The 24,457-nt window shown below is 59.4% G+C and carries 19 protein-coding genes and 3 pseudogenes; 16 read left to right on the top strand and 6 right to left on the bottom strand.

Annotated features, from left to right (window positions below; translation table 11 throughout):
* Positions 1-182, top strand: a pseudogene (locus ACW5W8_RS10890) (IS1595 family transposase); the annotation flags it as partial.
* Between the two features lie 6 nt (positions 183-188).
* On the opposite strand, the gene ACW5W8_RS10885 reads toward ACW5W8_RS10890, so the two are convergent.
* Positions 189-3,110: an HD domain-containing phosphohydrolase gene (locus tag ACW5W8_RS10885; protein ID WP_498627864.1), complete on the bottom strand. Its 2,922-nt coding sequence runs from the start codon at positions 3,108-3,110 to the stop codon at positions 189-191.
* Between the two features lie 238 nt (positions 3,111-3,348).
* Positions 3,349-3,555: a hypothetical protein gene (locus tag ACW5W8_RS10880; RefSeq protein WP_498627862.1), complete on the bottom strand. Its 207-nt coding sequence runs from the start codon at positions 3,553-3,555 to the stop codon at positions 3,349-3,351.
* A gap of 148 nt (positions 3,556-3,703) precedes the next feature.
* Between ACW5W8_RS10880 and ACW5W8_RS10875 the strand changes: the two are divergent.
* Positions 3,704-4,905, top strand: a pseudogene (locus ACW5W8_RS10875) (ISL3 family transposase).
* 67 nt (positions 4,906-4,972) lie between these two features.
* On the opposite strand, the gene crr reads toward ACW5W8_RS10875, so the two are convergent.
* The 4 genes from crr to cysK all read right to left on the bottom strand — a co-directional run bounded on the left by crr (position 4,973) and on the right by cysK (position 8,965).
* Entirely contained in the window at positions 4,973-5,482 is a 510-nt protein-coding gene (gene crr, locus ACW5W8_RS10870; RefSeq protein ID WP_005338264.1) for a PTS glucose transporter subunit IIA, read from the bottom strand.
* A gap of 42 nt (positions 5,483-5,524) precedes the next feature.
* On the bottom strand, positions 5,525-7,252 hold the full coding sequence (gene ptsI, locus ACW5W8_RS10865; RefSeq protein ID WP_139436132.1) for a phosphoenolpyruvate-protein phosphotransferase PtsI: 1,728 nt from the start codon (positions 7,250-7,252) through the stop codon (positions 5,525-5,527).
* Positions 7,253-7,298: 46 nt separating this feature from the next.
* The gene (locus tag ACW5W8_RS10860; RefSeq protein ID WP_005338266.1) at positions 7,299-7,556 is read right to left on the bottom strand and encodes an HPr family phosphocarrier protein; all 258 of its coding nucleotides are present in this window, start codon (positions 7,554-7,556) and stop codon (positions 7,299-7,301) included.
* Positions 7,557-7,996: 440 nt separating this feature from the next.
* A complete protein-coding gene (gene cysK / locus ACW5W8_RS10855; protein WP_058054330.1) occupies positions 7,997-8,965 on the bottom strand; it encodes a cysteine synthase A in 969 nt (322 codons plus the stop codon).
* Positions 8,966-9,124: 159 nt separating this feature from the next.
* On the opposite strand from cysK, the gene ACW5W8_RS10850 reads away from it, so the two are divergent.
* The 14 genes and pseudogenes from ACW5W8_RS10850 to gspJ form a co-directional block, all read left to right on the top strand.
* Entirely contained in the window at positions 9,125-9,967 is an 843-nt protein-coding gene (locus tag ACW5W8_RS10850) for an AAA family ATPase (RefSeq protein WP_013723987.1), read from the top strand.
* Positions 9,968-9,970: 3 nt separating this feature from the next.
* Positions 9,971-11,134, top strand: a complete 1,164-nt coding sequence (locus ACW5W8_RS10845) for a vWA domain-containing protein (RefSeq protein ID WP_498627859.1) — start codon at positions 9,971-9,973, stop codon at positions 11,132-11,134.
* Between the two features lie 54 nt (positions 11,135-11,188).
* Positions 11,189-12,310, top strand: coding sequence for a beta-ketoacyl-ACP synthase III (locus tag ACW5W8_RS10840; protein ID WP_498627857.1), 1,122 nt, complete (start codon positions 11,189-11,191; stop codon positions 12,308-12,310).
* A gap of 49 nt (positions 12,311-12,359) precedes the next feature.
* Positions 12,360-13,805, top strand: coding sequence for an HD domain-containing phosphohydrolase (locus ACW5W8_RS10835; RefSeq protein WP_498627855.1), 1,446 nt, complete (start codon positions 12,360-12,362; stop codon positions 13,803-13,805).
* A 327-nt stretch (positions 13,806-14,132) separates the two neighbouring features.
* Positions 14,133-15,701 carry an ExeA family protein gene (locus ACW5W8_RS10830; RefSeq protein ID WP_498627852.1) on the top strand — a complete coding sequence of 523 codons (1,569 nt, stop codon included), beginning with the start codon at positions 14,133-14,135 and terminating at the stop codon, positions 15,699-15,701.
* Positions 15,701-16,393: a type II secretion system assembly factor GspB gene (gene gspB / locus ACW5W8_RS10825; protein WP_498627850.1), complete on the top strand. Its 693-nt coding sequence runs from the start codon at positions 15,701-15,703 to the stop codon at positions 16,391-16,393. Before ACW5W8_RS10830 ends, gspB begins: the two co-directional genes overlap by 1 nt.
* A gap of 221 nt (positions 16,394-16,614) precedes the next feature.
* Complete coding sequence (gene exeC, locus ACW5W8_RS10820; protein ID WP_498627849.1) at positions 16,615-17,454, top strand: GspC family type II secretion system variant ExeC; 840 nt, start codon at positions 16,615-16,617, stop codon at positions 17,452-17,454.
* Between the two features lie 21 nt (positions 17,455-17,475).
* On the top strand, positions 17,476-19,515 hold the full coding sequence (exeD, locus tag ACW5W8_RS10815) for a GspD family T2SS secretin variant ExeD (RefSeq protein WP_498627847.1): 2,040 nt from the start codon (positions 17,476-17,478) through the stop codon (positions 19,513-19,515).
* Positions 19,515-21,020, top strand: coding sequence for a GspE family T2SS ATPase variant ExeE (gene exeE / locus ACW5W8_RS10810; protein ID WP_498627845.1), 1,506 nt, complete (start codon positions 19,515-19,517; stop codon positions 21,018-21,020). Before exeD ends, exeE begins: the two co-directional genes overlap by 1 nt.
* A gap of 1 nt (position 21,021) precedes the next feature.
* On the top strand, positions 21,022-22,242 hold the full coding sequence (gene exeF, locus ACW5W8_RS10805; RefSeq protein WP_005338296.1) for a GspF family T2SS innner membrane protein variant ExeF: 1,221 nt from the start codon (positions 21,022-21,024) through the stop codon (positions 22,240-22,242).
* 97 nt (positions 22,243-22,339) lie between these two features.
* Positions 22,340-22,771 (top strand): GspG family T2SS major pseudopilin variant ExeG, encoded by a 432-nt coding sequence (gene exeG, locus ACW5W8_RS10800; protein WP_005338297.1) that lies wholly within the window; start codon positions 22,340-22,342, stop codon positions 22,769-22,771.
* A 38-nt stretch (positions 22,772-22,809) separates the two neighbouring features.
* Positions 22,810-23,382, top strand: a complete 573-nt coding sequence (gene exeH, locus ACW5W8_RS10795; RefSeq protein WP_498627843.1) for a GspH family T2SS minor pseudopilin variant ExeH — start codon at positions 22,810-22,812, stop codon at positions 23,380-23,382.
* The gene (gene exeI / locus ACW5W8_RS10790; protein ID WP_005338301.1) at positions 23,379-23,738 is read left to right on the top strand and encodes a GspI family T2SS minor pseudopilin variant ExeI; all 360 of its coding nucleotides are present in this window, start codon (positions 23,379-23,381) and stop codon (positions 23,736-23,738) included. The genes exeH and exeI overlap by 4 nt, the downstream gene beginning before the upstream one ends.
* Positions 23,735-24,382 (top strand): annotated as a pseudogene (gspJ, locus tag ACW5W8_RS10785) (type II secretion system minor pseudopilin GspJ); the annotation flags it as partial. The gene exeI and the pseudogene gspJ, both read left to right, overlap by 4 nt.
* Positions 24,383-24,457: the final 75 nt, after the last annotated feature.

The raw sequence follows: 24,457 nt of genomic DNA, 5'->3' as shown, positions 1-24,457 counted from the left end.
TGAACGGGTATCACCATCGGTTGAAAGAGTGGATGGAGCGTTTCCATGGCGTGGCGACGCACTACCTGAAGAATTACCTGGGTTGGCGCAGAATGCTGGAGCGTTACGGGAAGGAGGTGAATATCAAAGCGTGTATGCATGAGGCGCTGGGACACCCCATGCAACACGTAATTGGGACATAGCCTTTTCTATCTGGACGGTGTAGCAAGATAGGGGCTGATATCCACCTCATCGATGAGCTCCGGGCTCATGTAGCGCTCGGCATAGTGCAGGTAAACCCCGGAGGAGAGAAAGAGGGCAAACAGGTCTGGATCGATGTGGTGGTCCTTTTGCATGAATCCCATGATGCGGATGGCCTCCGAAAGAGATTTGGCTTTCTTGTAGGGGCGATCGCCGGCGGTCAGCGCCTCGAAGATATCTGCGATGGCCATCATCCGGGCAGGGATGCTCATCTCGTCCCGTTTCAGCCGCTTGGGATAACCGGTGCCATCCATCTTCTCATGGTGTCCCCCTGCGATTTCCGGCACCTGTTTCAGGTTGGCGGGGAAGGGGAGTTTTTCGAGCATGATGATGGTCTGGGTCATGTGCTCGTTGATCTTGTAGCGCTCCTCGTCGGTGAGGGTGCCCCGGCGGATGGAGAGATTGTAGATCTCGCCCCGGTTATAGAGGTACTCGGGAGTGTTGACCTGAAATCCCCAAGGGTTGTCAGGAGCAAGGCGCTCTCGGCTGCTGCGGGTGAAGAGGTGATCTGGGCGATCGGCCAACAGGGGTTCGGTGACTGGCAGCGGTGACTCCACTGCCCGCTGTTTGCGTGCCAGTTCATCCTGAGAGATGCCAATTCGATCGGAGAGCGTGCGCAGCCAGGTGCGGCCTGCGATCAGCTGCAGCCTTGCAATATCCTCTGTGGCCATAAATTCGCCCCCTTCGTTGCAACGGGCGATAAAGGCAAACTCCTCATCCAGTTGTTGCCACTGCTGTTGCAGCGTGGCCTGTAACGTGGCCTCATCACCCCCATGGAGACGTGCCCGCCAGTAGGCAATCTCGGCATCCCGTTTCAGCACTTCAAAACGCATCCTGACCTCGTGAATGCGATCGCAAAGGGTTTCCAGTTTGGTGGCCTTGTCGACCACAAATTCCGGGGTGGTTACCTTGCCGCAATCGTGCAGCCAGGCCGCGATATGTATCGCTTCCCACTGTTTTTCATCGAGCGAGAAGTGTTGGAAGGGGCCCTCCTTGGCCTCACATGCCGCTTCTGCCAGCATCTTGGTCAGTTCGGGGACTCGTTGACAGTGGCCACCGGTGTAAGGGCTCTTGGCATCGATGGCTCCAGCGATGAGCTGGATAAAGGCTTCCAACAGATTGCGCTGCTCCTCCAGCAGTCGTTGGGTGGTGAGCGCCACCGCCGCAGTGGAGGAGAGAGCTTTGACAAAGGCCATCCGCTGTGGAGTCAGGGGTTTCTTCCGTTCATCGATCAGAAACACCAGGGTGCCGAGCAGTAGGCCATCACGGTTTTTCAGGGCTATCGGCCAGAAGGTCAGCGGCGTGTCGCTCTCCTCGATGTAGGGGAACAGGGTCTGCAATTCGCTGGTGACCAATGCAACGGGTTCCAGTTCCGCTCCTTGCAAGTTGCGGAACAGCGGATGTGTTGGCTGATTGAGTGTTCCGATACTGTGGGTCGGTGTTTGCTCCTGCACCTCGCCATTCCAGCACAACCCCGCCAGCTCCAGCGTCTTGTTGCCGCTATCGGAGAGATAGAGCATGCAGCCTGTTGCACCGGTCAGTTGCTGCATCTCGGTGAGCAGCCGCACCAGCAAGCGGGGGAAACTGGTCTCGCTGGAGAGAGAGGTAGAAAGCTGCAAAAAGCGCTGAATGGTCGATTTCATGTCGCCCATGGCCTGGGAGAGATCGATGATTTCAGCAATATAGGTGTTGACTCTGACTGGCTCGTTGAAGTCGAAGTGGGCTATTTTTCCTGCTTCTTGTGTCAGGGTATCGAGGGGCCTTGCGGCGGTTCTGGCCAGTATGATGGCAGAGAACAGGGCCAGGAGCAGGAAGAGCCCCGACAGGAGAAAGCTCTGATTGCGAATGGTGATGGCGGTGGCCAGCAACTCATCGACTGGTGCCGTAATCCAGAGAGATAGTCGTGACTCATTCGATGCAGGAAGATCTATATGCATTCCTTGCCAATCATGCCCTTCGGATTGAAATGTCAGCTTATCGATGTTTTGGCGTTGGCTGGCATCGATCAGATGTTTAATCATTGGGAGGTCGGTCTCGGCGACTTTGGCCCGCCGATATGTTCCCTTCTCATCGTGGATGATCATACTGCCTTTGTGGCTGGTAACCAATTCCCCCATCTCGTTGACGATGGCCAGTCGCATATTGGGGGTGATCATGGCTGATTTGAGCAAGCGTTCGATGGATCGCAAGCTCAGGTCTACCCCGACGATACCAGCACCATTTTGCATCGGCTTGGCAAAACTCAGGTTGATCTCCTGGGTATCGATGGATATATGGGGCGGAGTCTGCATCAATCGCCCGGCCTTGTTTGCCTGAATAAACCCTGGACGTTCTCTGACATCAAAACGCTTTCCTGAGACCTGTTTGTGCTCGATGATCGCGAGTTTGTCGGTCAGGGCGAAGATATCCGTGAGAGTCGCGGCTTCCAGGTGCCGGATGCTTTTCACAATCCAGCGGGTATTGGCGGGAGGTGACAGATGTTGCACCTCGGTGTCGGCAGGCCAGCGTGTGAGCCAGAACATGTCGCCGTTATGGTAACCGGCATAAACCCCGTTGGCTGATGGCTGTCCTTTTAGCAGCGTTGCCATATAGGGGAGGCTTGCCATTCGTGCAGTCAGTGTCGTCGCCTCGATCAGACGTTGCTGGGCGAGCATATTGGCACTCAGTGCAGCAGGACGAAGCAGCCCTTCCAGTTCTTGAATCGTCAATTGTCCGATCAGGCTGAATCTCTCCTCTGCCTCTTGCATCAACATTTTTTTGGTCTGTTGGTATTGATAGCCGAGAGTGATCAGGGCAAACACCAGCAGCAAGCCCAGAAACAGGTGGGCAATGTGGACATACAAGGGGATAACGCGGCGAATGAGACTCATGTTATCTCCTTAATGGATGGGTTTGTTGAGTGGGGTATAAATGAGATAACCCAACAGGATAATGGGTAGCTTCATGGTGTTCGCCCTTGCTGCTTGCATTAAAGAGATCCCGTTGCGTAAACCACCAGATGACGATAAATGGAAAGGGGTGATAAATCCTTTTGTTTATTCACCCATCGCAGTAGCCAAAAATGATCCACGGCGATGTTACCGCAGAGTTCTGTGAACGTGATTTTTTTCACTCTGGATATGGATTGAAACCCTCTTTTTGCGGGAAGTACGCCGAGATATTCAGCAGCCTGGTTTCTTCATCCAGCGACACAGTAACGGTGGCGCCATGGGCTTCCAGCATGATTTTGCCATGATAGCCATTGTTCCCAAGCTCTTGAACCGCGTTGTTGACGATGAACTGCTCGTCATCGAGAGAGTTTCGGGATTTGGTCATCTTGAGACCACGCTCTAACACTGGCATATCATCTAACCCGATTAATTCAGGTTCTTCGCATTATCGCGGGGAAGAGAGGATTGACAGTCAGGAACTCAGGTAAATTGGCAGTCGCCAAACACACCAACCCCTGAGCCCCGCTGTCATCATGCATCCTATCGATCTTGCCGCTTTCTGGCCAGGCTACGCCATCGTAGCCAGCCACCAACACGTCAAAGACACCCTCACGCTGACTCTCGAGCCACTCACTACCGAGCTGCCGCGCTGCGGTCGCTGTCTTAAACCAAGCCCTCTGATCCATAATCGGCGTATCCGCCATGTACGGGAGCGCGATCTGCTCGATCAGCATGTCCAACTGCAGGTGCCTATCCGATGCGTGGATTGCCTGAGCTGTGGCCGCGTATCCGAACATATCGACTGGCTCGAACCCGCATCACGTCTGACCCAGAGGATGCGAGCATGGGTCGAAACCTTGTTGCAGATGCTGCCGTTCAGCCATATCAGTCGACTCACCGGGCTACATTGGCACACGATCAAGGCCTTCGACAAGCGTCGCCTGCAAGCCAGCGTGGGTGGCTTCCACCCAGGTGATGTGCGCCGTCTGGTCATGGACGAGTTCGCCCTGCACAAGGGGCATCGCTATGCCACCGTTATCATGGATGCCGAACGCACGCGAGTACTGTGGGTGGGCAAAGGCAACAGCCGTGAGGCCATACGCCCCTTCTTCGAGCAACTTGGCGAGCAGTGCAAACAGATAGAAGCGGTGGCGATGGATATGAACACGGCCTTCGATAGGGAGGTAAAGCAGCACAGCCCTCAGGCCGAAGTGGTGTACGACCTGTTCCATGTCGTGGCCCGTTATGGTCGCGAGGTGATAGACCGCATACGGGTCGATCAGGCCAACGCTCTGCGCCATGACAAGCCCGCCCGCAAAGTGGTCAAGCAGAGTCGTTGGTTGCTGCTGCGTAACCGGGACAAGCTCAACGCTGAGCAGGCGGTGCAGTGCAGGAGCTACTGGCCGCGAATCAACCACTGACCACGGTTTACGTGCTTAAGGATGCCCTGAAAGAGATCTGGTATGCCTCGAACGTGGGTGAAGGGTGGCGACGCTGGAGGAGCTGGTTACGGCATGCACAGGAGAGCGGGCTGGCCCCGCTGCAGCGTTTTGCCCGAAACCTTAAACGCTACGCCCGAGGTATCCTCGCCAGTGCTCGCTTCCATATGCATACCAACCTGCTGGAGGGGGTGAACAACCGCATCAAGGTGATCAAGCGGATGGCCTATGGCTTCAGGGACTCGGACTACTTCTTCCTGAAAATCAAGGCGGCCTTCCCCGGAAAGCCGCGATGAACCTAAAAAAACCGAAGCACCAGGCTTCGGTTTTTTACTGCAGCAACTGGCGTGAGCCAGCCTGGCATTACTTCTTGATACGGATAACCGGGGTCTCACCCACAGTCACGGCACCAGTCATTTTGATCAGCTCTTTGATCTCGTCCATGTTGGAGATGACAACCGGAGTCAGGGTAGACTTGGCTTTCGCTTCCAGAACGGCCAGATCGAACTCGATGATGGTGTCGCCGCGCTTGACCTGCTGGCCTTCCTGAGCGATACGCTTGAAGCCTTCGCCTTTCAGTTCAACGGTGTCGATACCGAAGTGAACGAACAGCTCGATACCGGAGTCGGATTCCAGAGAGAACGCGTGGTTGGTCTCGAAAATCTTGCCGATGGTGCCATCGCACGGCGCAACCATCTTGTTGCCAGCCGGCTTGATGGCGATACCGTCACCAACAATCTTCTCGGCGAAGACAACGTCAGGCACATCTTCGATCGGCACGATTTCGCCAGACAGCGGAGCAAAGATTTCGATGCCGCCGGTGTCAGAGCTATCGTCGGAAACCAGTTTCTTCAGTTTATCAAACAGACCCATATAAAGCTCCTAGAGATGATTTGTCGCTGTTTGCAGCCGATCTTAGCAGACTGCTTTCTGCTTAATAAAGTTATCTACGCATGCTTCGATTTCAGCGGCGGTGGCAAAGCTCAGTGCTTGATCAGCCATTGCCTTCACATCTTCGAAGTTGGTGTTGCGGATAAGCTTCTTGATACGCGGTACAGAGATGGCGCTCATGGAGAACTCATCCAGACCCATACCCAGCAGCAGCAGGGTAGCGCGCTCGTCACCAGCCAGTTCACCACACATACCGGTCCACTTGCCTTCGGCGTGGGACGCATCGATAACCATCTTGATCAGGGTCAGGACGGAGGGTGACAGCGGGTTGTACATGGCGGAGATCATCTCGTTACCACGATCGACAGCCAGGGTGTACTGGGTCAGGTCGTTGGTACCGATACTGAAGAAATCCACTTCCTTGGCCAGATGATGAGCCATCACGGCAGCGGCCGGGGTCTCGATCATGATACCCACTTCGATGGATTCATCAAAGGCTTTGCCTTCGGCACGCAGTTCGGCTTTCAGCGTCTCTACGGTAGCTTTCAGGCTACGGAACTCTTCGACAGAGATGATCATCGGGAACATGATACGCAGTTTGCCGAAGGCAGAGGCGCGCAGAATGGCCCGCAGCTGAGCATGCATGATGTCTTCGCGGTCGAAGAAGATACGCACGGCACGCCAGCCCAGGAAGGGGTTCATCTCTTTCGGGAAATTCATGTACGGCAGCTCTTTGTCGCCGCCAATGTCCATGGTACGCACGATGATCGGCTGATCCGGCATCGCTTCGGCCACTTCTTTGTAGGCTTTGAACTGCTCGTCTTCGGTCGGCAGCGCGTCACGGTCCATGAACAGGAACTCGGTACGGTACAGACCCACGCCTTCGGCGCCATTGCGGATGGCACCTTCGGTATCCTTGACGGTACCGATGTTGGCGCACACTTCGACCTGGTGACCATCAAGAGTGATGGCCGGCAGATCTTTCAGCTTGGCCAGCTCATCTTTCTCGGCCTGGAACTGAGCCTGGAACTTCTTGGCTTCGGTCAGCTGTTCAGCGGTCGGATTGATGATGATCTGGTTATTGATCGCATCCAGCACCAGCATGTCACCGTTCTTGACGCGCTCGGTGATGTCGTTGGTGCCTACCACGGCCGGCAGCTCCAGGGAGCGGGCCATGATGGAGGTGTGAGAGGTACGGCCACCGATGTCGGTGACAAAACCCAGCACATATTTCAGGTTGATCTGAGCGGTTTCAGACGGGGTCAGGTCTTTGGCGACCAGTATGACCTCTTCGTCGATGGTGCTCAGGTTGACAACGGCGATGCCCAGTACGTTCTTGACCAGACGGGTACCGATGTCACGGAAGTCGGTAGCGCGTTCGCGCAGATAAGGGTCATCCAGCTCGGCCATCATCTTGGCGTACTGTTCGATCACCTCATAGATGGCTTTGTCAGCGGAAGCCTTGTTGTCTTTGATGAAGGATCTGATATCCCCTTCCAGCTCCTCATCTTCGAGCAGCATGATGTGGCCTTCGAAGATGGCCTCTTTTTCCTCACCGAAGGTGCGACCGGCCATCTCTTTGATGGCTTCCAGCTGGGCAGCTGACTTGGTACGAGCTTCGAGGAAACGGTTGATCTCGACATCAATCTGGTCAGCAGAGATTTTGCCCTGATTGATAACGATTTCATCTTCTTTAAGAAGAAGCGCCTTACCGAATGCGATACCGGGGGACGCAAGAATGCCAGATATCATAATCCTTCCTATTAAAACGACTGTGGGGGAGGAATCTAAAGCTGGATTACTCCAGCTCGTCCATCAGGGCAACCAGCTTCTCAACAGCTTGCTGAGCATCCGGGCCGTCAGCCTGGATAGTTACGTTGGTACCCTTGGTCAGGCCCAGGGTCTGCAGCTTGAACAGGCTCTTGGCGCTGGCGGACTTGCCACCGGAGACCACAGTGATCTCGCTTTGGAATTCTTTGGCTTCTTTCACGAACTGAGCTGCCGGACGGGTGTGCAGGCCGTTTTCAGCAGTAATAACAACAGACTTCTCGTACATGGTTTCACCCCATATTATTGATATTTTTTGGTGGATTGGTCGTTTTTGAAGCAACCTGACCCACCGTGTCAGTATGGATATGTTGTAAAGTAACGAAAGCAGACCCGCAATGGTTTAATCCAGGTCAAGTTTCTGTGCAGTAATCGGTGCGCTGGTTGGCAATTTTCAGTTATTGGGCTACAAGCCGCATCAGGACTGGCCTGAAATTATTTTATAACGAAAAATAACACTTTGTTACTTTGTGATACCCAGCCAGCAAACACCGCGTGACGCCGCACAGGATATGAGATTTAGAGCGGAATGTCTGCTTTTTTTCTCACTCCGGAACTTGTTATTTTACCCCAAAAAATAAGGATCAAGTGACACTAACAGGGGTTGAGTCTAGCCCATAAAGAAGCGGCGCTCCTGTGAGCGCCGCTGTTTTGAAAGATTCCGATCAGTTACTGCTGCAGCTCCTGCTCGCTGAACACCCCGGCAAACAGGGCGCTGGAGAGGTAACGCTCCGCGGCGCTCGGCAGGATGACCACTATGGTTTTGCCCGCAAATTCCGGCAGCTCGGCCAGACGGCTGGCAGCCACCACCGCAGCCCCGGAGCTGATACCGGCCAGGATCCCCTCCTCCTCCATCAGGCGGCGAGCCATCTCTATGGCTTCGTCACTGGTCACCTTCTCCACCCGGTCGATGAGGGAGAGGTCCAGGTTGCCCGGGATAAAGCCGGCGCCGATCCCCTGGATCTTGTGGGGGCCCGGTTTGATCTCTTCCCCGGCCAGCTTCTGGCTGATGACCGGCGACTCGGCCGGTTCGACCGCGACAGAGACCACCGCCTTGCCCTGAGTCTGCTTCAGATAACGAGAGACTCCGGTTATGGTGCCGCCGGTACCGACCCCGGCCACGAACACATCCACCTCGCCGTCAGTGGCATCCCAAATCTCGGGGCCTGTGGTCTTTTCGTGGATCTCCGGGTTGGCCGGGTTTTCAAACTGTTGCAGCAACACATACTTGCCCGGCTCGGACTCTAGGATCTCGTTGGCCTTGGCAATGGCACCCTTCATGCCGAGCGGCCCTTCGGTCAGCACCAGATTGGCGCCGAGCGCCTTGAGCAGCTTGCGGCGCTCCAGGCTCATGGTGGCCGGCATAGTCAGGGTGATGGGATAGCCGCGAGCCGCCGCGACAAAAGCCAGAGCAATACCCGTGTTGCCGCTGGTGGGCTCGATGATCTCCTTACCCTTGGTCAGGATACCGCGCTTCTCGGCGTCCCAGATCAGGTTGGCACCGATACGGCACTTGACGCTGAAGCTGGGGTTGCGGCTCTCGATCTTGGCCAGCACGCGACCTTTGGTAACACGGTTGAGACGAACCAGCGGGGTGTGACCGATAGTCTGGCTGTTGTCCTCAAAAATTTTGCTCATGGTGCTATCCCTGTGTTTGTTACGACGATGAAACAAGATTACCCTGTGGTTTCTGAATGAGAAGTGACTATTCGTTATAACCATATGGTATTACAACATATAGAGCTTATTCTCTCTGGCCCCTGACTCCGGGCGCCAATCGTCAAAGGAACCGACGTTATGGGATTTTCAGGAAGCAGCCAGTATCTCGCCTCCGATGCATTGAAGATGGCAGTCAATGCCGCCATCACCCTCGAAAAACCGCTGCTGATCAAGGGGGAGCCGGGCACCGGCAAGACGGTGCTGGCGGAAGCGGTCGCCGACCATCTCGGCACCGATCTCATTGCCTGGCATATCAAGTCGACTACCAAGGCCCAGCAGGGACTCTACGAATATGATGCGGTGGCCCGGTTACGGGACTCCCAGCTCGGCGATCCCAGAGTGGCCGATATCAGTCACTACATTCGTAAAGGCAAGTTGTGGCAGGCCTTCAGCGCCGAGCAGCGACCTGTGCTGCTGATCGACGAGATCGACAAGGCCGACATCGAATTCCCCAACGATCTGCTGCTGGAGCTGGATCGGATGGAGTTCGATGTCTACGAGACTGGCGAGCGAGTCAAGGCACGCCAGCGGCCGGTGGTCATCATCACCTCCAACAACGAAAAAGAGCTGCCGGATGCCTTCCTGCGCCGCTGTTTTTTCCACTACATCCGCTTCCCCGACAAGGCCGAGATGCAGGCCATCGTCAAACTCCACTACCCCGACCTCAAGGAGAGCCTGCTTGGCGAGGCAATGGATCTCTTCTTCGAGCTGCGCGAGGTAGAGGGGCTGCGCAAGAAGCCCTCCACCTCAGAGCTGCTGGACTGGATCCGCCTGCTCTTGGCCGACGATATCGCCCCCGAGGCGATGCGCGCCCGCGAACCCGGCAAGCTGGTGCCCGCGCTATATGGCGCCCTGCTCAAGACCGAGCAGGACCTGCATCTATTCGAGAAGCTCGCCTTTTTGGCCCGACGCGGCAGCTGACCCATGCTGATCGACTTTTTTACCCACCTGCGCCGCCACAAGCTCCCCTGCAGCCTGCGCGAGCTGCTGGACTTGCACGCCGCACTGGCTGCCCGGCTGGTCGCTGTCGATATGGACGAGTTCTACCAGCTCTCCCGCTGCCTGCTGGTAAAAGACGAGGCTCACTACGATCGCTTCGATCGCGCCTTTGCCGAGTACTACGAAGGGCTGGACGCGATCCCCCTGCTGCCGGAAAGCCTGCCCGAGGAGTGGTTGCGCAAGGAGTTCGAACGGCTGTTGAGCCCAGAGGAGAAGGCGCTGCTCACATCCCTCGGCGGACTCGACAAGCTGCTGGAGACCCTCAACCAGCGGTTAAGCGAGCAGAAAGAGCGCCATGCCGGCGGCAACAAGTGGGTAGGAACCGGTGGCAGCAGCCCGTTTGGCCACGGCGGTTTTCACCCCGAGGGCATCCGCATGGGTGGAGAGGGGCAGCATAGCAAGGCGGCCAAGGTGTGGGAGGCCCGCCACTATCGCAACTTTAGCGACGACTCGCCGCTCGGCCAGCGCGCCATCCAGCTCGCGCTGCGCAAACTCAGGCGTTGGGTGCGCAGAGGCAATCCCGACGAGCTGGATCTCGACGACACCATAAAAAGTTCTGCCCGCCAGGGTTGGCTCGATGTGAAGTTGCGGCCCGAGCGCCACAACGGGGTGAAGCTGTTGGTCTTTTTCGATGTCGGAGGCTCCATGGATGCCCACGTGGCCGAGGTACAGCGCCTCTTCTCCGCCCTGCGCCACGAGTTCAAGCATCTGGAGTACTTCTATTTTCACAACTGCCTCTACGACTTCGTCTGGAAGGATAACGCCCGCCGCTTTGAGGAGCGGTTCGATACCCTGCGGCTGCTGCGCACCTACGGCAGCGACTATCGGGTGATCCTGGTGGGGGATGCCACCATGGGCCCCTATGAAATCACCTGGCCGGGTGGCAGTGTCGAGCAGTGGAACGAGGAGTCGGGTCAGGTGTGGCTCACCCGATTGCAGCAGCACTTTCCCAAACTGGTGTGGATCAATCCCACCCCGCGCCGGGAGTGGCTCTGGCATCCCTCGATAAAATTGATGAATGACGTGGTTGGCGGGCGGATGCACCCGCTGACTCTCGCGGGTCTCGCTGCGGCGATCGACCAGCTGTAACCCTCTCTACCCTATAAACCGACAAGCCGGGAACGCACCCGGCGAGGAGCAAAGATGACCTCTATCGTGATCAGTGGCTCAGGCCTCTATACCCCACCCTTTGCCGTCAGCAATGAAGAGCTGGTGGCCGCCTTCAACCAGTATGTGGATCTCTACAACGAGGAGAACGCCTCCGCCATCGACGCCGGCCAGCTCCCTGCCAAGCAGCACTCCAGCTGCGAGTTCATCGAGAAGGCCTCCGGCATCAAGAGCCGTTATCTGGTGAGCCGCGAGGGGGTGCTCAACCCCGACATCATGCAGCCGCTACTGCCCGAGCGACCCGATGACAAGCCCTCCATCATGGTGGAGATGGCGGTGGCCGCCGCCGAGCAGGCGCTGATCGCCGCCGGCCGCGAGCCAGGGGAGATCGATCTGGTCATCGTCGCCGCCTCCAACATGCCGCGCCCCTATCCGGCGCTGGCCATCGAGCTGCAGCACTATCTGGGGGCGAGCGGCATGGCCTTTGATATGAACGTGGCCTGCTCGTCTGCCACCTTCGGTATCAAAACAGCCGCAAACATGCTGGCGGCAGGCAGCGCCAAACTGGCGCTGGTGGTCAATCCGGAGATCTGCTCGGGGCACCTCAATTTCCGGGACAGAGACAGCCACTTTATCTTCGGCGATGCCTGCACCGCGGTGTTGTTGGAGCGGGAGGCCGATTGCAAGGTGGCCAATCCGTGGCAACTGGTGGCCAGCAAGCTGGTGACCCAGTACTCCAACAACATCCGCAACAACTTCGGCTTTTTGAACCGGCTGAGCCCGCGCACCCGCTACGGCGACGACAAGCTGTTTCGCCAGCAGGGGCGCAAGGTGTTCAAGGAGGTGTTGCCACTGGTGTGCGACCAGATTGCCAACCAGCTCGATGAGCAGGGCTGGCCCGCAGAGAGCCTGAGCCGGCTCTGGCTCCATCAGGCCAACCTCACCATGAACCAGTTCATCGGTCGCAAGCTGCTCGGTCACGATGCCAGCCAGCAGGAGGCGCCGGTCATTCTTGATAGCTATGGTAATACCAGCTCGGCGGGTTCCATCATCGCGTTTCATCTGTACAATCGCGACCTTCCTGCGGGGGCTCGCGGCGTACTGTGCTCCTTTGGCGCTGGCTACTCCATAGGTAGCCTGCTGCTGCGGCGCCTGTAATGGCGGGCCTCCCGCCGACATAACAATAACCAGCAACATGGGTGGGAATATGCAGAGGATCACGGGGCGCTGCGCCCTGCACTACGGGGTAACCCTGTCACTATTTTGTCTCTATGGCTGGCAGGTTTGCCCGTTTCTCGAGAGTCTCACCCTGCCCCAGTTGCTGGGGCCGACCCTGGTGACGTTCGCCATCATGTTCGCCGTGCGCAATTGGCTGCTCTCAAGTAGGCCCTTGGCGCGCAACGGGCTGGACGGGTTTGGACTGGAGGTCGGTTTCTACCTGCTGGGAGCACTGCTGCTCTCGGGCTACAACGCTCTGGCCCACGACTTTCCGCTGGAGAGTCACCTCAAGGTGCTGCTGGGGATGACCACCCTCGGTTTTCTGGTGGCGGCCGATCTGACCCTGGAGCGGGATTGGCATCGGGCCAGAACACGGCAAGCCGAGCAGAGCCTGGCACTGAGCCACCCGCTGGCCATGCCGCTGCCACGCAAGTTCACCCTCTTTACCCTGGCGACCCTCACCCTGCTGGGGGGCGTCTTCTTCTTGCTGTTCAACAAGGATCTGGAGTGGCTGGTGACGGTGGAGCGCAGTCTGCCGAGGGTCGATGCCCAGCACTACATCCTGTGGGAGATCGCCTTCGTAATGACGGTGACCTTCTGTTATCTCGCCCTCATCATCCACGGTTATGGTCGCAATCTCGGCCTCTCCTTGCGCCAGCAGACCCGCACCATGGCCAGAGTACAGTGCGGTGACTTCGACGCCCGGGTGCCGGTCACCCGGGATGACGAGTTCGGCCTTATCGCCGCCAGCACCAATCAGATGATCGGTGAGCTGAAATCCCGCAGCGACGAGCTCAACCTGACCCGCGACGTGGCCATCCTCGGCCTCGCCTCGCTGGCGGAGACCCGGGACAACGAGACTGGCGCCCATATCATCCGCACCCAGCACTATGTGAAGGCGCTGGCGCAATACCTCAGTCGCAGCGATTGGGATTGCTATCCGCTCGATGACGCCACCATCGACCTGCTGTTCAAGTCGGCCCCGCTGCACGATGTGGGCAAGGTGGGCATTCCTGATGCCATCCTGCTCAAACCGGGCAAGCTGACCGACGAGGAGTTCGCCATCATGAAGCGCCACCCGCAGATCGGCGCCGATGCGCTGGCGAGCGCCGAGGCGCAGCTGGGCTCCAACTCCTTCCTACGGCTGGCCCGGGAGATCTCCCTCACCCACCACGAGAAGTGGGATGGCAGCGGCTATCCGGCAGGGCTGGCGGGTGAGGCGATTCCCCTCTCCGGGCGTTTGATGGCGGTAGCGGATGTCTACGATGCCCTCATCTCGAAACGGGTCTACAAACCTGCTTTCAGCCATGAGGAAGCGAAGGAGATCATCGTGAAGGGGAGCGGCAGCCATTTTGATCCCGGCATTGTCGCGGCGTTTCTCGCCTGCGAAGCGCAGTTCAGGGAGATTGCCGCGCAGTTTCAGGATCACCACTGAGCAAGTACATGCTGACCAGCTTGCCCTGATGGCTGACAGGGCAACCGGCGTCATAAATTGCACTCAAACAGGTCTGACCATCGCCGACTCAGCGCCATGCTGACGGCATTTGCCAGGCCGCCCCCATATTGATATTTCCCTTTATTTACAGCTGTTTTTTGTCATTTTGTGATCCGGATTCGTGCCAATGACGCAACCGGGATCACAAGATGGCAGGAAAAGGCCGCAATTTGCCCTTCGGCGCCAATGATGGCTTCCAATGAAAGCGAGGTTTGCTATCATCCGGAGACATTTTTCATCTGTCGCCGGCTACAAAAGAATACCCTCATGTACACACAGTTCTTCGGCCTCTCGGAACACCCGTTTTCCATCTCGCCCAATCCCAAGTACCTCTATATGAGCGAGCGCCACGGCGAAGCCCTTGCTCATCTCAACTATGGATTGCAGGATGGCGGCGGCTTTGTGCTGCTAACCGGCGAAGTGGGCACCGGCAAAACCACCGTCTCCCGCTGCCTGCTGCAACAGCTGCCCGCCGAGACCGAGATCGCCTATATCCTCAACCCCTCCCTGACCGAACGGGATCTGCTGGCGGCCATCTGTGACGAGTTTCAGCTCCCCTACCCCGATGATTCAGGGATCAAGCGGCTGTTCGACCTGATCCGCGATCACCTGCTGGCCAACCTGGCGGCAGGCAAGCGCAGCGTGGTACTGGTGGATGAGGCGCAGCACCTGCTGCCCGGCGTACTGGAGCAGTTGCGTCTGCTCACCAACCTCGAAACCGACGAACGAAAACTGCTGCAAGTAGTGCTGATCGGTCAGCCCGAGCTGCAACAGATGCTGCGCCAACCCCTGCTGCGTCAGCTGGCCCAGCGCATTACCGCCCGCTATCACCTGCTGCCGCTCTCTCACAGCGATGTGGATGCCTACGTCCGCTTCCGGCTGCAAGTTGCAGGCTGCGTACAACCCATCTTCACCCCGCGCGCCATCAAGACGCTCCATCGCCTGAGTGGCGGCATCCCCCGTTTCATCAACCTCATCTGCGACCGCGCCCTGATCGCCGCTTTCGCCCGTGGCAGCTACAAGATTGTCCACAGCGATATCAGCCAGGCGGCCTTCGAGGTCAATGGCGTGCGGGACGAAGGAAGCTGGGCCTCCGGTCTGATGGTGACGCTGGCGGGCGCCCTGCTGGTGGCCGCAGGCTGGTGGGGCTGGCAATTTTTCGGCGTGTTCCCCACCCGTCCGGTAGTCAAGGTCGAGGTGCCGGTCACCATCGACGAGACCGCCGAGCAGCAGGAGCAGCTGACCGAGGCGATCAATCAGGCCATCGACCCCGACAGCGCCATACAGAATCTCTATCGGGTCTGGGGTTATGAACCGGAACCGTTCGAGGCAACCTGTGAAAACGCCCCCCGTGCCGGTCTGCGCTGTCAGGAGGGAGAGGCAAGCCTCGACGAGCTGCGCGCCCTGCAGTATCCCGCCATGATCACGCTCACTGACCAGACTGGCGGCCTCTACTACGCGACCCTGGTCAATCTGGGGCCGAACAAGGCCAGCCTGATGATCGGCGACCAAAGCTGGCAGGTGGATCGCCAGTGGCTCAGCGACAACTGGAGCGGCAGCTACACCCTGCTCTGGCGCATGCCGAAAGGGGGCGTCAGCGTGATCGCCAGCAATGCCGGTCAGACCCAGATCCAATGGCTCGACAACGCCCTGAGCCGTGCGCTGCAACAACCCGAGCGCAAGGTGCGCCGTTTCGATGGCGAGCTCAAGAACAAGCTGCAGCAGTTCCAGCGGGATCAGGGGCTGACCCCTGATGGCATCGCGGGCAGCAACACCCTGCTGCGTCTCAACGCCCTCTCCGGTGAACCCATGCCCAAACTGGAGGAGGCCTCCTGATGTCTACCCTGCTCAAGGCGCTGCGCCGTGCGCAGCAACCGCAACTCTCCGCCCATATTCCTGCCATGGGCTTGCCCATGCCCCGGGAAGAGGAGCGCAGCCCTCGTCGCATCGGCTGGCTGCTGGCCCCCCTGGCCCTGCTGCTGGGGGCAGGCGCCAACTATGGCTGGCATCTGATCCACCTGCGCCCCATCGAGGAGAAGGTGGAGGTGAAAGAGGTGATCACTCCACCCTTCGTGCGGGTCGAACCCAAGGCGATGGTGACCCGTCCGCTGCCCCCGCCCCTGCCGGAGCCGGTAGTGCAACCCAGAGCAGTGGCCAAAAACGAAGGAACCAGTCAGGGGAATACCCCCACGCTGAGTCTGGCCGAGCAGTTGATGCGGGCACTCAATGAAACGCCATTGCAGGAGACGCCAAACCAGGTCAGTCAGAACGTGGCACCAGCCCGGGTGATGGCGCTGGGCTCGGCACCCCAATCGGTGCGCCAGCAGGTGCCGCAGCTGAGCTACGGCTCTCATGTGTTCTCCTCCAATCCCGCCAAGCGAGCCGTAGTGCTCAATGGCCGGGAATACCGGGAGGGGAACGAAATCGTCCCGGGAGTCGTGCTCGCCACCATCGACCAGCAATACATAGTGCTGCAGGTCGCCGGACAGAGCGTGACCCTCAAGGCGCTGCAGGATTGGCGAGGATGAGTACGCACCGTACCCTGATGTTCGCTGGCAAGCAGGATGCACCTCACCTGAGTGCCACTTTTGTGAGCATTCAAAGGTTTACGGTGTGATGAAATATCCATTTTTACGGTTTGGCGCGCCCGGACCCGTTGTGTCGCAGCCACCGGCCGTACACAATACGCAGCCGCCCCAGAGCCTGGAATTTGTTGATTAATATGACGCTACGATTCAGGGATGACATCTTGACCCTGCTGCTGGCCCAGTGCCGACGGCTTCCCATGACCAGAGTCACCCAGGTGGCCTTTCTGGCGCTGCTGCTCATGCTGGCCCAGCAGAGCGCCGCCCTCACCTGGCGTCTGCTCACCCTGGCAAGCCCGCAAACCAGCCAACCGTGGCAACCCTCCGCCGTGGCGGTCAGCGGCGAGAACAACCCGCGCCTTGAACTGGGCGAGGTGAGCCGACTGGCGCTGTTTGGCAAGGCGATCCCCAAGGCACAGGCCAAAGCCGCCGTGGCTGCCAATGCGCCGCGTACCCAGCTCAATGCCCAGCTCAACGGGGTGTTGGCCAGCTCGGATCCCGCCAAATCCATCGCCATCATCGCCATGTCCGGCATCCAGAACTCCTACGGGGTCGGTGACATGATTGACGGCACCCAGGCGCGGATCCGTCAGGTCTATCCGGATCGGGTGATCATCGAGCGGGATGGCCGCGACGAGACCCTGATGCTGGATGGCGAGGAGTATGGCAAGCCGCTGCCGCAGACCAACGCCGCCCCCCTTGGCTCCCTGCGCAGCGAGCTGATGGCCGATCCGGGCAAGATCACCGATTACCTCAATATTTCACCGGTTCAGGTGGATGGCCGCATGACCGGCTATCGCCTCAACCCGGGCAGCAATCCTGAGTTTTTCAACCAGAGCGGGCTGCAGGCCAATGACCTGGCCATCAGCATCAACGGGCTGGATTTACGGGACAACATGCAAGCCATGCAGGCGATGCAGCAGATGGCTGGCGCAACGGAAATGACAGTGACCGTCGAGCGACAGGGCGAACAGTTCGACATCTATGTGCGCTTGTCAGAATAATGATTTGGAGTCGTACCAATAATGACCACGAAAGGGAAAAGCTGGCGTCTGGCCACTATCGCAGCGGCACTGATGATGGCTGGCTCAGCCTGGGCCACCGAATACTCTGCCAGTTTCAAGAACGCCGACATTGAAGAGTTCATCAATACGGTGGGCAAGAACCTCAATAAAACCATCATCATAGAGCCATCGGTGCGCGGCAAGATCAACGTGCGCAGCTACGACCTGCTCAATGAGGAGCAGTACTACCAGTTCTTCCTGAGCGTGCTCGACGTCTACGGCTTTGCCGTGGTGCCGATGGACAACGGGGTGCTCAAGGTGCTGCGCTCGCGGGATGCCAAGACCTCCGCCATTCCGGTGGTGGATGGCAGCAACCCGGGCTCCGGCGACGAGATGGTGACTAGAGTAGTGCCGGTGCGCAACGTCTCGGTCCGTGAACTGGCGCCACTGCTGCGCCAGCTCAACGACAACGCCGGGGGTGGCAACGTGGTGCACTACGAGCCCTCCAACGTGCTGCTGATCACCGGCCGCGCCGCCGTGGTCAATCGCCTGGTGGAAGTGGTGAACCGGGTCGATCGCGCTGGCGATCAGGATGTGGACATCATCAAGCTCAAGTTCGCCTCGGCAGGTGAGATGGTACGGCTGGTGACCAACCTCAACAAGGATAGCAACCCGCAAGGGGGCACCGCCTCCCTGCTGCTCTCCCCCAAGGTGGTGGCCGACGAGCGCACCAACTCTGTGGTAGTGAGTGGTGAGCCCAAAGCGCGCGCCCGCATCATCCAGATGGTGCGCCAGCTCGACCGCGACCTGCAGAGTCAGGGCAACACCCGGGTCTTCTACCTCAAATATGGCAAGGCCAAAGACATGGTCGAGGTGCTCAAGGGGGTCAGCTCCAGCATCGAGGCCGACAAGAAGGGCGGCGGCGCAACCACAGGTGGCGCCAGCATCGGCGGTGGCAAGCTGGCCATCTCAGCCGACGAGACCACCAATGCGCTGGTCATCACCGCCCAGCCGGACGTGATGTCCGAACTGGAGCAGGTGGTGGCCAAGCTCGATATCCGTCGCGCCCAGGTGCTGGTGGAGGCGATAATCGTCGAGATGCAGGATGGCGATGGTCTTACCCTCGGCGTTCAGTGGGGCAATGCCAACGGCGGTGGCACCCAGTTTACCAACTCCGGTCTGCCCATTGGCGGTGCCATCGCCGCGGGCAAGGATTACCAGAACGGCAAGACCGACACCGCCGCCAATCTGCTGAAAGAGTTCAACGGCATGGCCGCCGGTTTCTATCACGGCGACTGGGCCATGCTGGCCACGGCGCTGGCTTCCAACACCAAGAACGATATTCTCTCCACCCCGAGTATCGTCACCATGGACAACAAGGAGGCCTCCTTCAACGTCGGTCAGGAGGTCCCGGTCCAGAGCGGTTCGCAAAGCTCCACCACCAGCGATCAGGTGTTCAACACCATCGAGCGCAAGACGGTGGGCACCAAGCTGGTGGTGACCCCGCAGATCAACGAAGGGGATTCGGTGTTGCTCAATATCGAGCAGGAGGTCTCCAGCGTCGCCCAGACCCAGGCGACCGGTACTGCCAACCTTGGCCCCACTTTCGATACCCGTACCGTCAAGAACGCGGTGCTGGTCAAAAGCGGCGAAACCGTGGTGCTGGGCGGTTTGATGGACGAACAGACCAAGGAGCAGGTCTCCAAGGTGCCCTTGCTGGGCGATATCCCGGTGCTGGGCTATCTGTTCCGCTCCACCTCCAACACCACATCCAAGCGCAATCTGATGGTCTTTATCCGGCCAACCATCTTGCGTGATGCGGACGTCTATACCGGTGTCTCCAGCAACAAGTACTCCCTGTTCCGCGCCGAGCAGCTCAATGCCGCCTCGCAGGAAGGATATGCCACCTCCCCCGCTCGTCAGGTATTGCCTGCCTATGGCCAGGATGTGATGGTGTCGCCCGAGCTGCAAAAAGAGATCCAGAAGCAGATCAACGAGATGCGGAGCAGACAGCAAAGCACTGTCGAGACCACAACCCCGTTTGTGCAGAGTAAGCCCTGATGAGTGCCTACCATCTGGATGGAAGCGTCGGGCCTGCGCCACTGCCCGAGCTCCCCTTTGTCTTTGCCCGCAACTTCGGGGTGATCCTGATTGAGCGGGACGGTGCCCCCGTGCTGCAGTGCCGCCCCGGCGTCACCCCGCAGGCCCTGCTGGAGGTGCGGCGGGTCGCAGGTTGCAGCTTCGCGGTGGAGCAGCTCGACAACGAGGCCTTCGAAGAGCTGCTGATGGCCCACTACCAGCGCGACTCCTCCGAGGCGCGCCAGCTGATGGAAGATCTCGGCAACGAGATGGACTTCTTCGCCCTGGCCGAAGAGCTGCCCCAGAGCGAAGATCTGCTGGATGCCGACGACGACGCCCCCATCATTCGCCTCATCAACGCCATGCTGAGCGAAGCGATCAAGGAGGAGGCCTCCGATATCCATATCGAGACCTTCGAGCGGGCACTGGTGATCCGCTTTCGCATCGATGGGGTACTGCGGGAGATCCTGCGCCCCCATCGCAAGCTGGCCTCGCTATTGGTCTCGCGGATCAAGGTGATGTCACGGATGGATATCGCCGAGAAGCGGGTACCGCAGGATGGCCGTATCTCGTTGCGTATCGGCGGCCGCGCCGTCGACGTGCGGGTCTCCACCATGCCGTCCAGCTACGGCGAGCGGGTGGTACTGCGTCTGCTCGACAAGAACAACGTGCGCCTCGAGCTCAAGCAGCTGGGGATGACCGCGGCCAACCGCACCATCATCAGCGAGCTCATTCGCAAGCCCCACGGCATTATTCTGGTCACCGGCCCGACCGGTTCCGGTAAATCCACCACCCTCTATGCGGCGCTGTCTGAAATCAACTCGCGGGATCGCAACATCCTGACGGTGGAAGACCCCATCGAATATGACCTCGAAGGGGTGGGCCAGACCCAGGTCAACACCAAGGTGGACATGACCTTCGCCCGCGGCCTGCGCGCCATCCTGCGTCAGGATCCGGATGTGGTGATGGTGGGGGAAGTTCGTGACCTCGAGACCGCCCAGATTGCGGTGCAGGCGTCGCTGACCGGTCACCTGGTGATGTCGACCCTGCACACCAACACCGCCATCGGCGCCATTACCCGGATGCGGGACATGGGGATCGAGCCCTTTCTGCTCTCCTCCTCCTTGCTGGCGGTACTGGCCCAGCGACTGGTGCGCACCCTCTGCCCCGATTGCCGTGCCCCGCGCCCCATCACCGAGCAGGAGCGGCTGGCCATGGGCATCGAGCTGGCCCCCGATCAGCAGGTGTGGCGTCCGGTCGGCTGCGAGCTGTGCAACCACACCGGCTACCGTGGCCGGACCGGCATCCACGAGCTGGTGGTGATCGATGAAGCGGTGCGTGAAGCCATTCACAGTGCCAGCGGCGAGCTCGCCATCGAGCGGCTGATCCGCGGCCACACCCCCAGCATCCGCCGTGACGGCATCGACAAGGTCCTCAAGGGGCAGACCAGCCTCGAAGAGGTACTGCGCGTGACCCGGGAAGATTGAGATGGCGGCATTCGAATACAAGGCCCTCGACAACAAAGGGCGCAGCAAGAGTGGCGTGATGGAGGGCGACTCGGCCCGTCAGGTACGCCAGTTGCTGCGCGAACAGGGGCTCACCCCCCTCGAGGTCAACGAGACCACCGAGAAGGCGAAACGGGAAGCAACCCGCTTCGCCCTGTTTCGGCGCGGTGCCAGCACTGCCGAGCTGGCCCTCATCACTCGCCAGCTGGCGACCCTGGTGGGGGCCGGTCTCACCATCGAAGAGGCGCTCAAAGCGGTAGCCGAGCAGTGCGAAAAGGCCCACTTGCGCTCTCTGGTGGCCACTGTGCGCAGCAAGGTGGTGGAAGGCTATTCGCTGGCCGACTCGCTGGGGGCTTTTCCCCATGTGTTCGACCAGCTGTTTCGCTCCATGGTGGCGGCCGGTGAAAAATCGGGCCATCTGGAGAAGGTGCTCAACCGCCTCGCCGACTACACCGAACAGCGCCAGCACATGCGCACCAAGCTGCTGCAGGCGATGATCTACCCTATCGTGCTCACCTGCGTCGCCATCGGGGTTATCTCGATCCTGCTTACCGCCGTGGTGCCCAAGGTGGTGGCTCAGTTTGAACACATGGGTCAGCAACTGCCGGGCACCACCCGCTTTCTCATCGGCACCAGCGAACTGATGCAAGCCTACGGCCTCTGGTTCCTGCTGCTGATCTTCCTCGGCAGCTTTGTCTGGCGCTGGTGGCTCACCGATGAAAAACGTCGCCGACGCTGGCATCAGGTACTGCTCGGCTTGCCGGTGATTGGCCGGGTCAGTCGCGGTCTCAACACCGCCCGCTTCGCCCGTACTTTAAGCATCCTCAACGCCAGTGCGGTACCGCTGCTGGAGGGGATGAAGATCTCCGGCGAAGTGCTCTCCAACGACTTTGCCAGAATGCGCATTCTCGAGGCCGCCGAACGGGTGCGCGAGGGGACCAGTCTGCGCAAGTCGCTGACCGAGACCAAGATTTTCCCGCCCATGATGCTGCACATGATCGCCTCCGGCGAGCAGAGCGGCGAGCTCGACAGCATGCTGGAGCGGGCGGCGGACAACCAGGATCGGGAGTTTGAATCCCAGGTCAATATAGCCCTCGGGGTGTTCGAACCCATGCTGGTGGTCTCCATGGCCGGGGTGGTGCTGTTTATCGTGATGTCGATCCTGCAGCCGATCCTTGAGCTGAACAACATGGTGAATATGTAAGTTTCCGGTGTTCGGTGGCGCCGCTGGCGGCCCGTCGAACCCACCCAGTGATCACTCTCTGATGGGCCATCCCATCTCATTCGTTACGGAGCAACTCATGAACAAACGTCGTCAATCCGGTTTTACCCTGCTGGAAGTCATGGTGGTCATCGTGATCCTCGGCATTCTGGCCAGTCTGGTGGTGCCCAACCTGATGGGCAACAAGGAGAAAGCTGACCAGCAGAAAGCGGTCTCCGATATCGTGGCGCTGGAAAACGCCCTCGACATGTACAAGCTGGACAACAACCGCTACCCGACCACCGAACAGGGGCTGGACGCGCTGGTGACCAAGCCTTCCATCGATCCAGCGCCGCGCAGCTACCGCGATGGCGGCTACATCAAGCGCCTGCCGCAAGATCCCTGGGGCAACCCGTACCAGCTGCTGAGCCCGGGCCAGTTCGGCAAGATCGACATCTTCTCCATGGGTCTGGATGGTGAAGCCGGTACCGATGACGACATCGGCAACTGGAACCTGAAGGATTTCCAATAAGTGATATGTCGCCACCGCACTCCTTGTGGGCTGACTGCATGAAGCGATCTCTCTTCTTTCATCGCCAATCCGGCTTTACTCTGCTGGAAGTGTTGCTGGTCGCCATGCTGATGGGGCTGGTGGCCACCGCTGTCACCCTCAGCATGGGAGGCGCCAGAGGGGATAGGGAGCTGGACAAGCAGGCGCGTCGCCTGATGGCGACGCTGCAGCTGGCGCAGGAGTACGCGGTGATGGATGGCCGGCTGGTAGGTATTCGCGTCGAGGAGAATGGCTGGCAGTTTATGCAGCGCCAAGCCAAGGATCGCAAGTGGCTGGCCCTGACTGGCGACAAGCAGCTGGGGCCGGTGCAACTGGCCGAGAATATGACGCTGGCGCTGGAGCTGGAAGGCTTTGGCTGGCAGCCCGACCCCGACGAGAAAACCGAACAGAAGCGCAACGAGAAGGAGCGCACGCCGCAGTTGCTGATCTTCCCGGGCGGCGAACTGAGCCCGTTCGTGCTCACCTTCACCCAGCAAGATGACGATGCCCGCTACACCCGCATCGTCAAGGGTGACGAGTTCGGCCGCCTCACCCTGCTCACCGGCAATGAAGATGAAGAGGTGAGCGAATGAACGCCCGCGGCATGACGTTACTCGAAGTCATGGTGGCGCTGGCGGTCTTTGCCATCGCCGGACTTGCGGTAATGAAAACCGCCAGCGAACACCTCTCGGCCCTCAACTATCTGGAGCAGAAGACCCTCGCCACCTGGGTGGTGGAGAACCAGCTGGTGCAACAGAAGCTCGAGAACAAGTGGCCCGGCGACAGCTGGGTGGAAGGGGATGAGCAGATGGCGGGCAGCACCTGGTACTGGCGCTATCGCGGCGTCGCCACCGCCGACAACAACTTCCGGGCACTCGATATGGAAGTGCGCACCGAGGCCAAGGCCGAGAACCCGGTCGCCATGATGCGGACCTATATCAGCCGATGACCCAGCACGTTGCCCGCACGCCTCGCCCCGTCCGTCATGCCGGTTTCACCCTGCTCGAAATGCTGGTGGCAATCGCCATCTTCGCCACTCTCAGCATGGGTGCCTATCAGGTGCTGCAGGGGGTGCTCACCAGCGACGAGGTAGCCAAACGCAAGGAGGCCCGCCTCAACGAACTGCAACTCGCTTTCACCTTGCTGGAGCGAGACATCACCCAGATGGTGCCGCGCAGCGGCCGCATCGAGGGAGAGAACAACAAGGTGCTGCTGGCGGCCTCCCGGTTCGGCCAGCAGAGCGATGACTGGGGCATGGCTTTTATGCGCAGCGGCTGGCTCAACCCGGACGGCATGCTGCCCCGCTCCCATCTGCAGCGGGTCGGCTGGCGCCTCAAGGATCAGAAGCTGGAGCGCCTGAGCTACCTCTATCCGGATCCGGTGATCGGCACCGAGCCGCGCATCCAGCCGGTGCTGGCGGGGGTCACGGCGTTTCGCCTCTACTTCTTCGACAAGGGCAACTGGAAGGAGGAGTGGAGCCAGCGCAGCGTGCTGCCCCACGGGCTGGCGGTGGAGCTGGATCTGGAGGATTACGGCACCATTCGCCGTCAGTTCCTGATTGGTGCCGGTGGCCAGCGCGCCGAAGAGAACAGCCAGAGCAGCAACCCCGACCAAGGTGGCAACAACAACAACAACAACAACAACGGGAACAACGGCGGCAACGGCAAT

This window comes from Aeromonas aquatilis (assembly GCF_054052405.1).
The sequence above is the reverse complement of the archived record's forward strand: the minus strand, read 5'-3'. Positions and strand labels throughout refer to the sequence as shown.

Bases quoted from the DNA above. Each gene is read 5' to 3' on its own strand.
- ACW5W8_RS10885 (WP_498627864.1), bottom strand. From the start codon at position 3,110: ATGAGTCTCATTCGCCGCGTTATCCCCTTGTATGTCCACATTGCCCAC.
- ACW5W8_RS10880 (WP_498627862.1), bottom strand. From the start codon at position 3,555: ATGACCAAATCCCGAAACTCTCTCGATGACGAGCAGTTCATCGTCAAC.
- crr (WP_005338264.1), bottom strand. From the start codon at position 5,482: ATGGGTCTGTTTGATAAACTGAAGAAACTGGTTTCCGACGATAGCTCT.
- ptsI (WP_139436132.1), bottom strand. From the start codon at position 7,252: ATGATATCTGGCATTCTTGCGTCCCCCGGTATCGCATTCGGTAAGGCG.
- ACW5W8_RS10860 (WP_005338266.1), bottom strand. From the start codon at position 7,556: ATGTACGAGAAGTCTGTTGTTATTACTGCTGAAAACGGCCTGCACACC.
- cysK (WP_058054330.1), bottom strand. From the start codon at position 8,965: ATGAGCAAAATTTTTGAGGACAACAGCCAGACTATCGGTCACACCCCG.
- ACW5W8_RS10850 (WP_013723987.1), top strand. From the start codon at position 9,125: ATGGGATTTTCAGGAAGCAGCCAGTATCTCGCCTCCGATGCATTGAAG.
- ACW5W8_RS10845 (WP_498627859.1), top strand. From the start codon at position 9,971: ATGCTGATCGACTTTTTTACCCACCTGCGCCGCCACAAGCTCCCCTGC.
- ACW5W8_RS10840 (WP_498627857.1), top strand. From the start codon at position 11,189: ATGACCTCTATCGTGATCAGTGGCTCAGGCCTCTATACCCCACCCTTT.
- ACW5W8_RS10835 (WP_498627855.1), top strand. From the start codon at position 12,360: ATGCAGAGGATCACGGGGCGCTGCGCCCTGCACTACGGGGTAACCCTG.
- ACW5W8_RS10830 (WP_498627852.1), top strand. From the start codon at position 14,133: ATGTACACACAGTTCTTCGGCCTCTCGGAACACCCGTTTTCCATCTCG.
- gspB (WP_498627850.1), top strand. From the start codon at position 15,701: ATGTCTACCCTGCTCAAGGCGCTGCGCCGTGCGCAGCAACCGCAACTC.
- exeD (WP_498627847.1), top strand. From the start codon at position 17,476: ATGACCACGAAAGGGAAAAGCTGGCGTCTGGCCACTATCGCAGCGGCA.
- exeE (WP_498627845.1), top strand. From the start codon at position 19,515: ATGAGTGCCTACCATCTGGATGGAAGCGTCGGGCCTGCGCCACTGCCC.
- exeF (WP_005338296.1), top strand. From the start codon at position 21,022: ATGGCGGCATTCGAATACAAGGCCCTCGACAACAAAGGGCGCAGCAAG.
- exeG (WP_005338297.1), top strand. From the start codon at position 22,340: ATGAACAAACGTCGTCAATCCGGTTTTACCCTGCTGGAAGTCATGGTG.
- exeH (WP_498627843.1), top strand. From the start codon at position 22,810: ATGAAGCGATCTCTCTTCTTTCATCGCCAATCCGGCTTTACTCTGCTG.
- exeI (WP_005338301.1), top strand. From the start codon at position 23,379: ATGAACGCCCGCGGCATGACGTTACTCGAAGTCATGGTGGCGCTGGCG.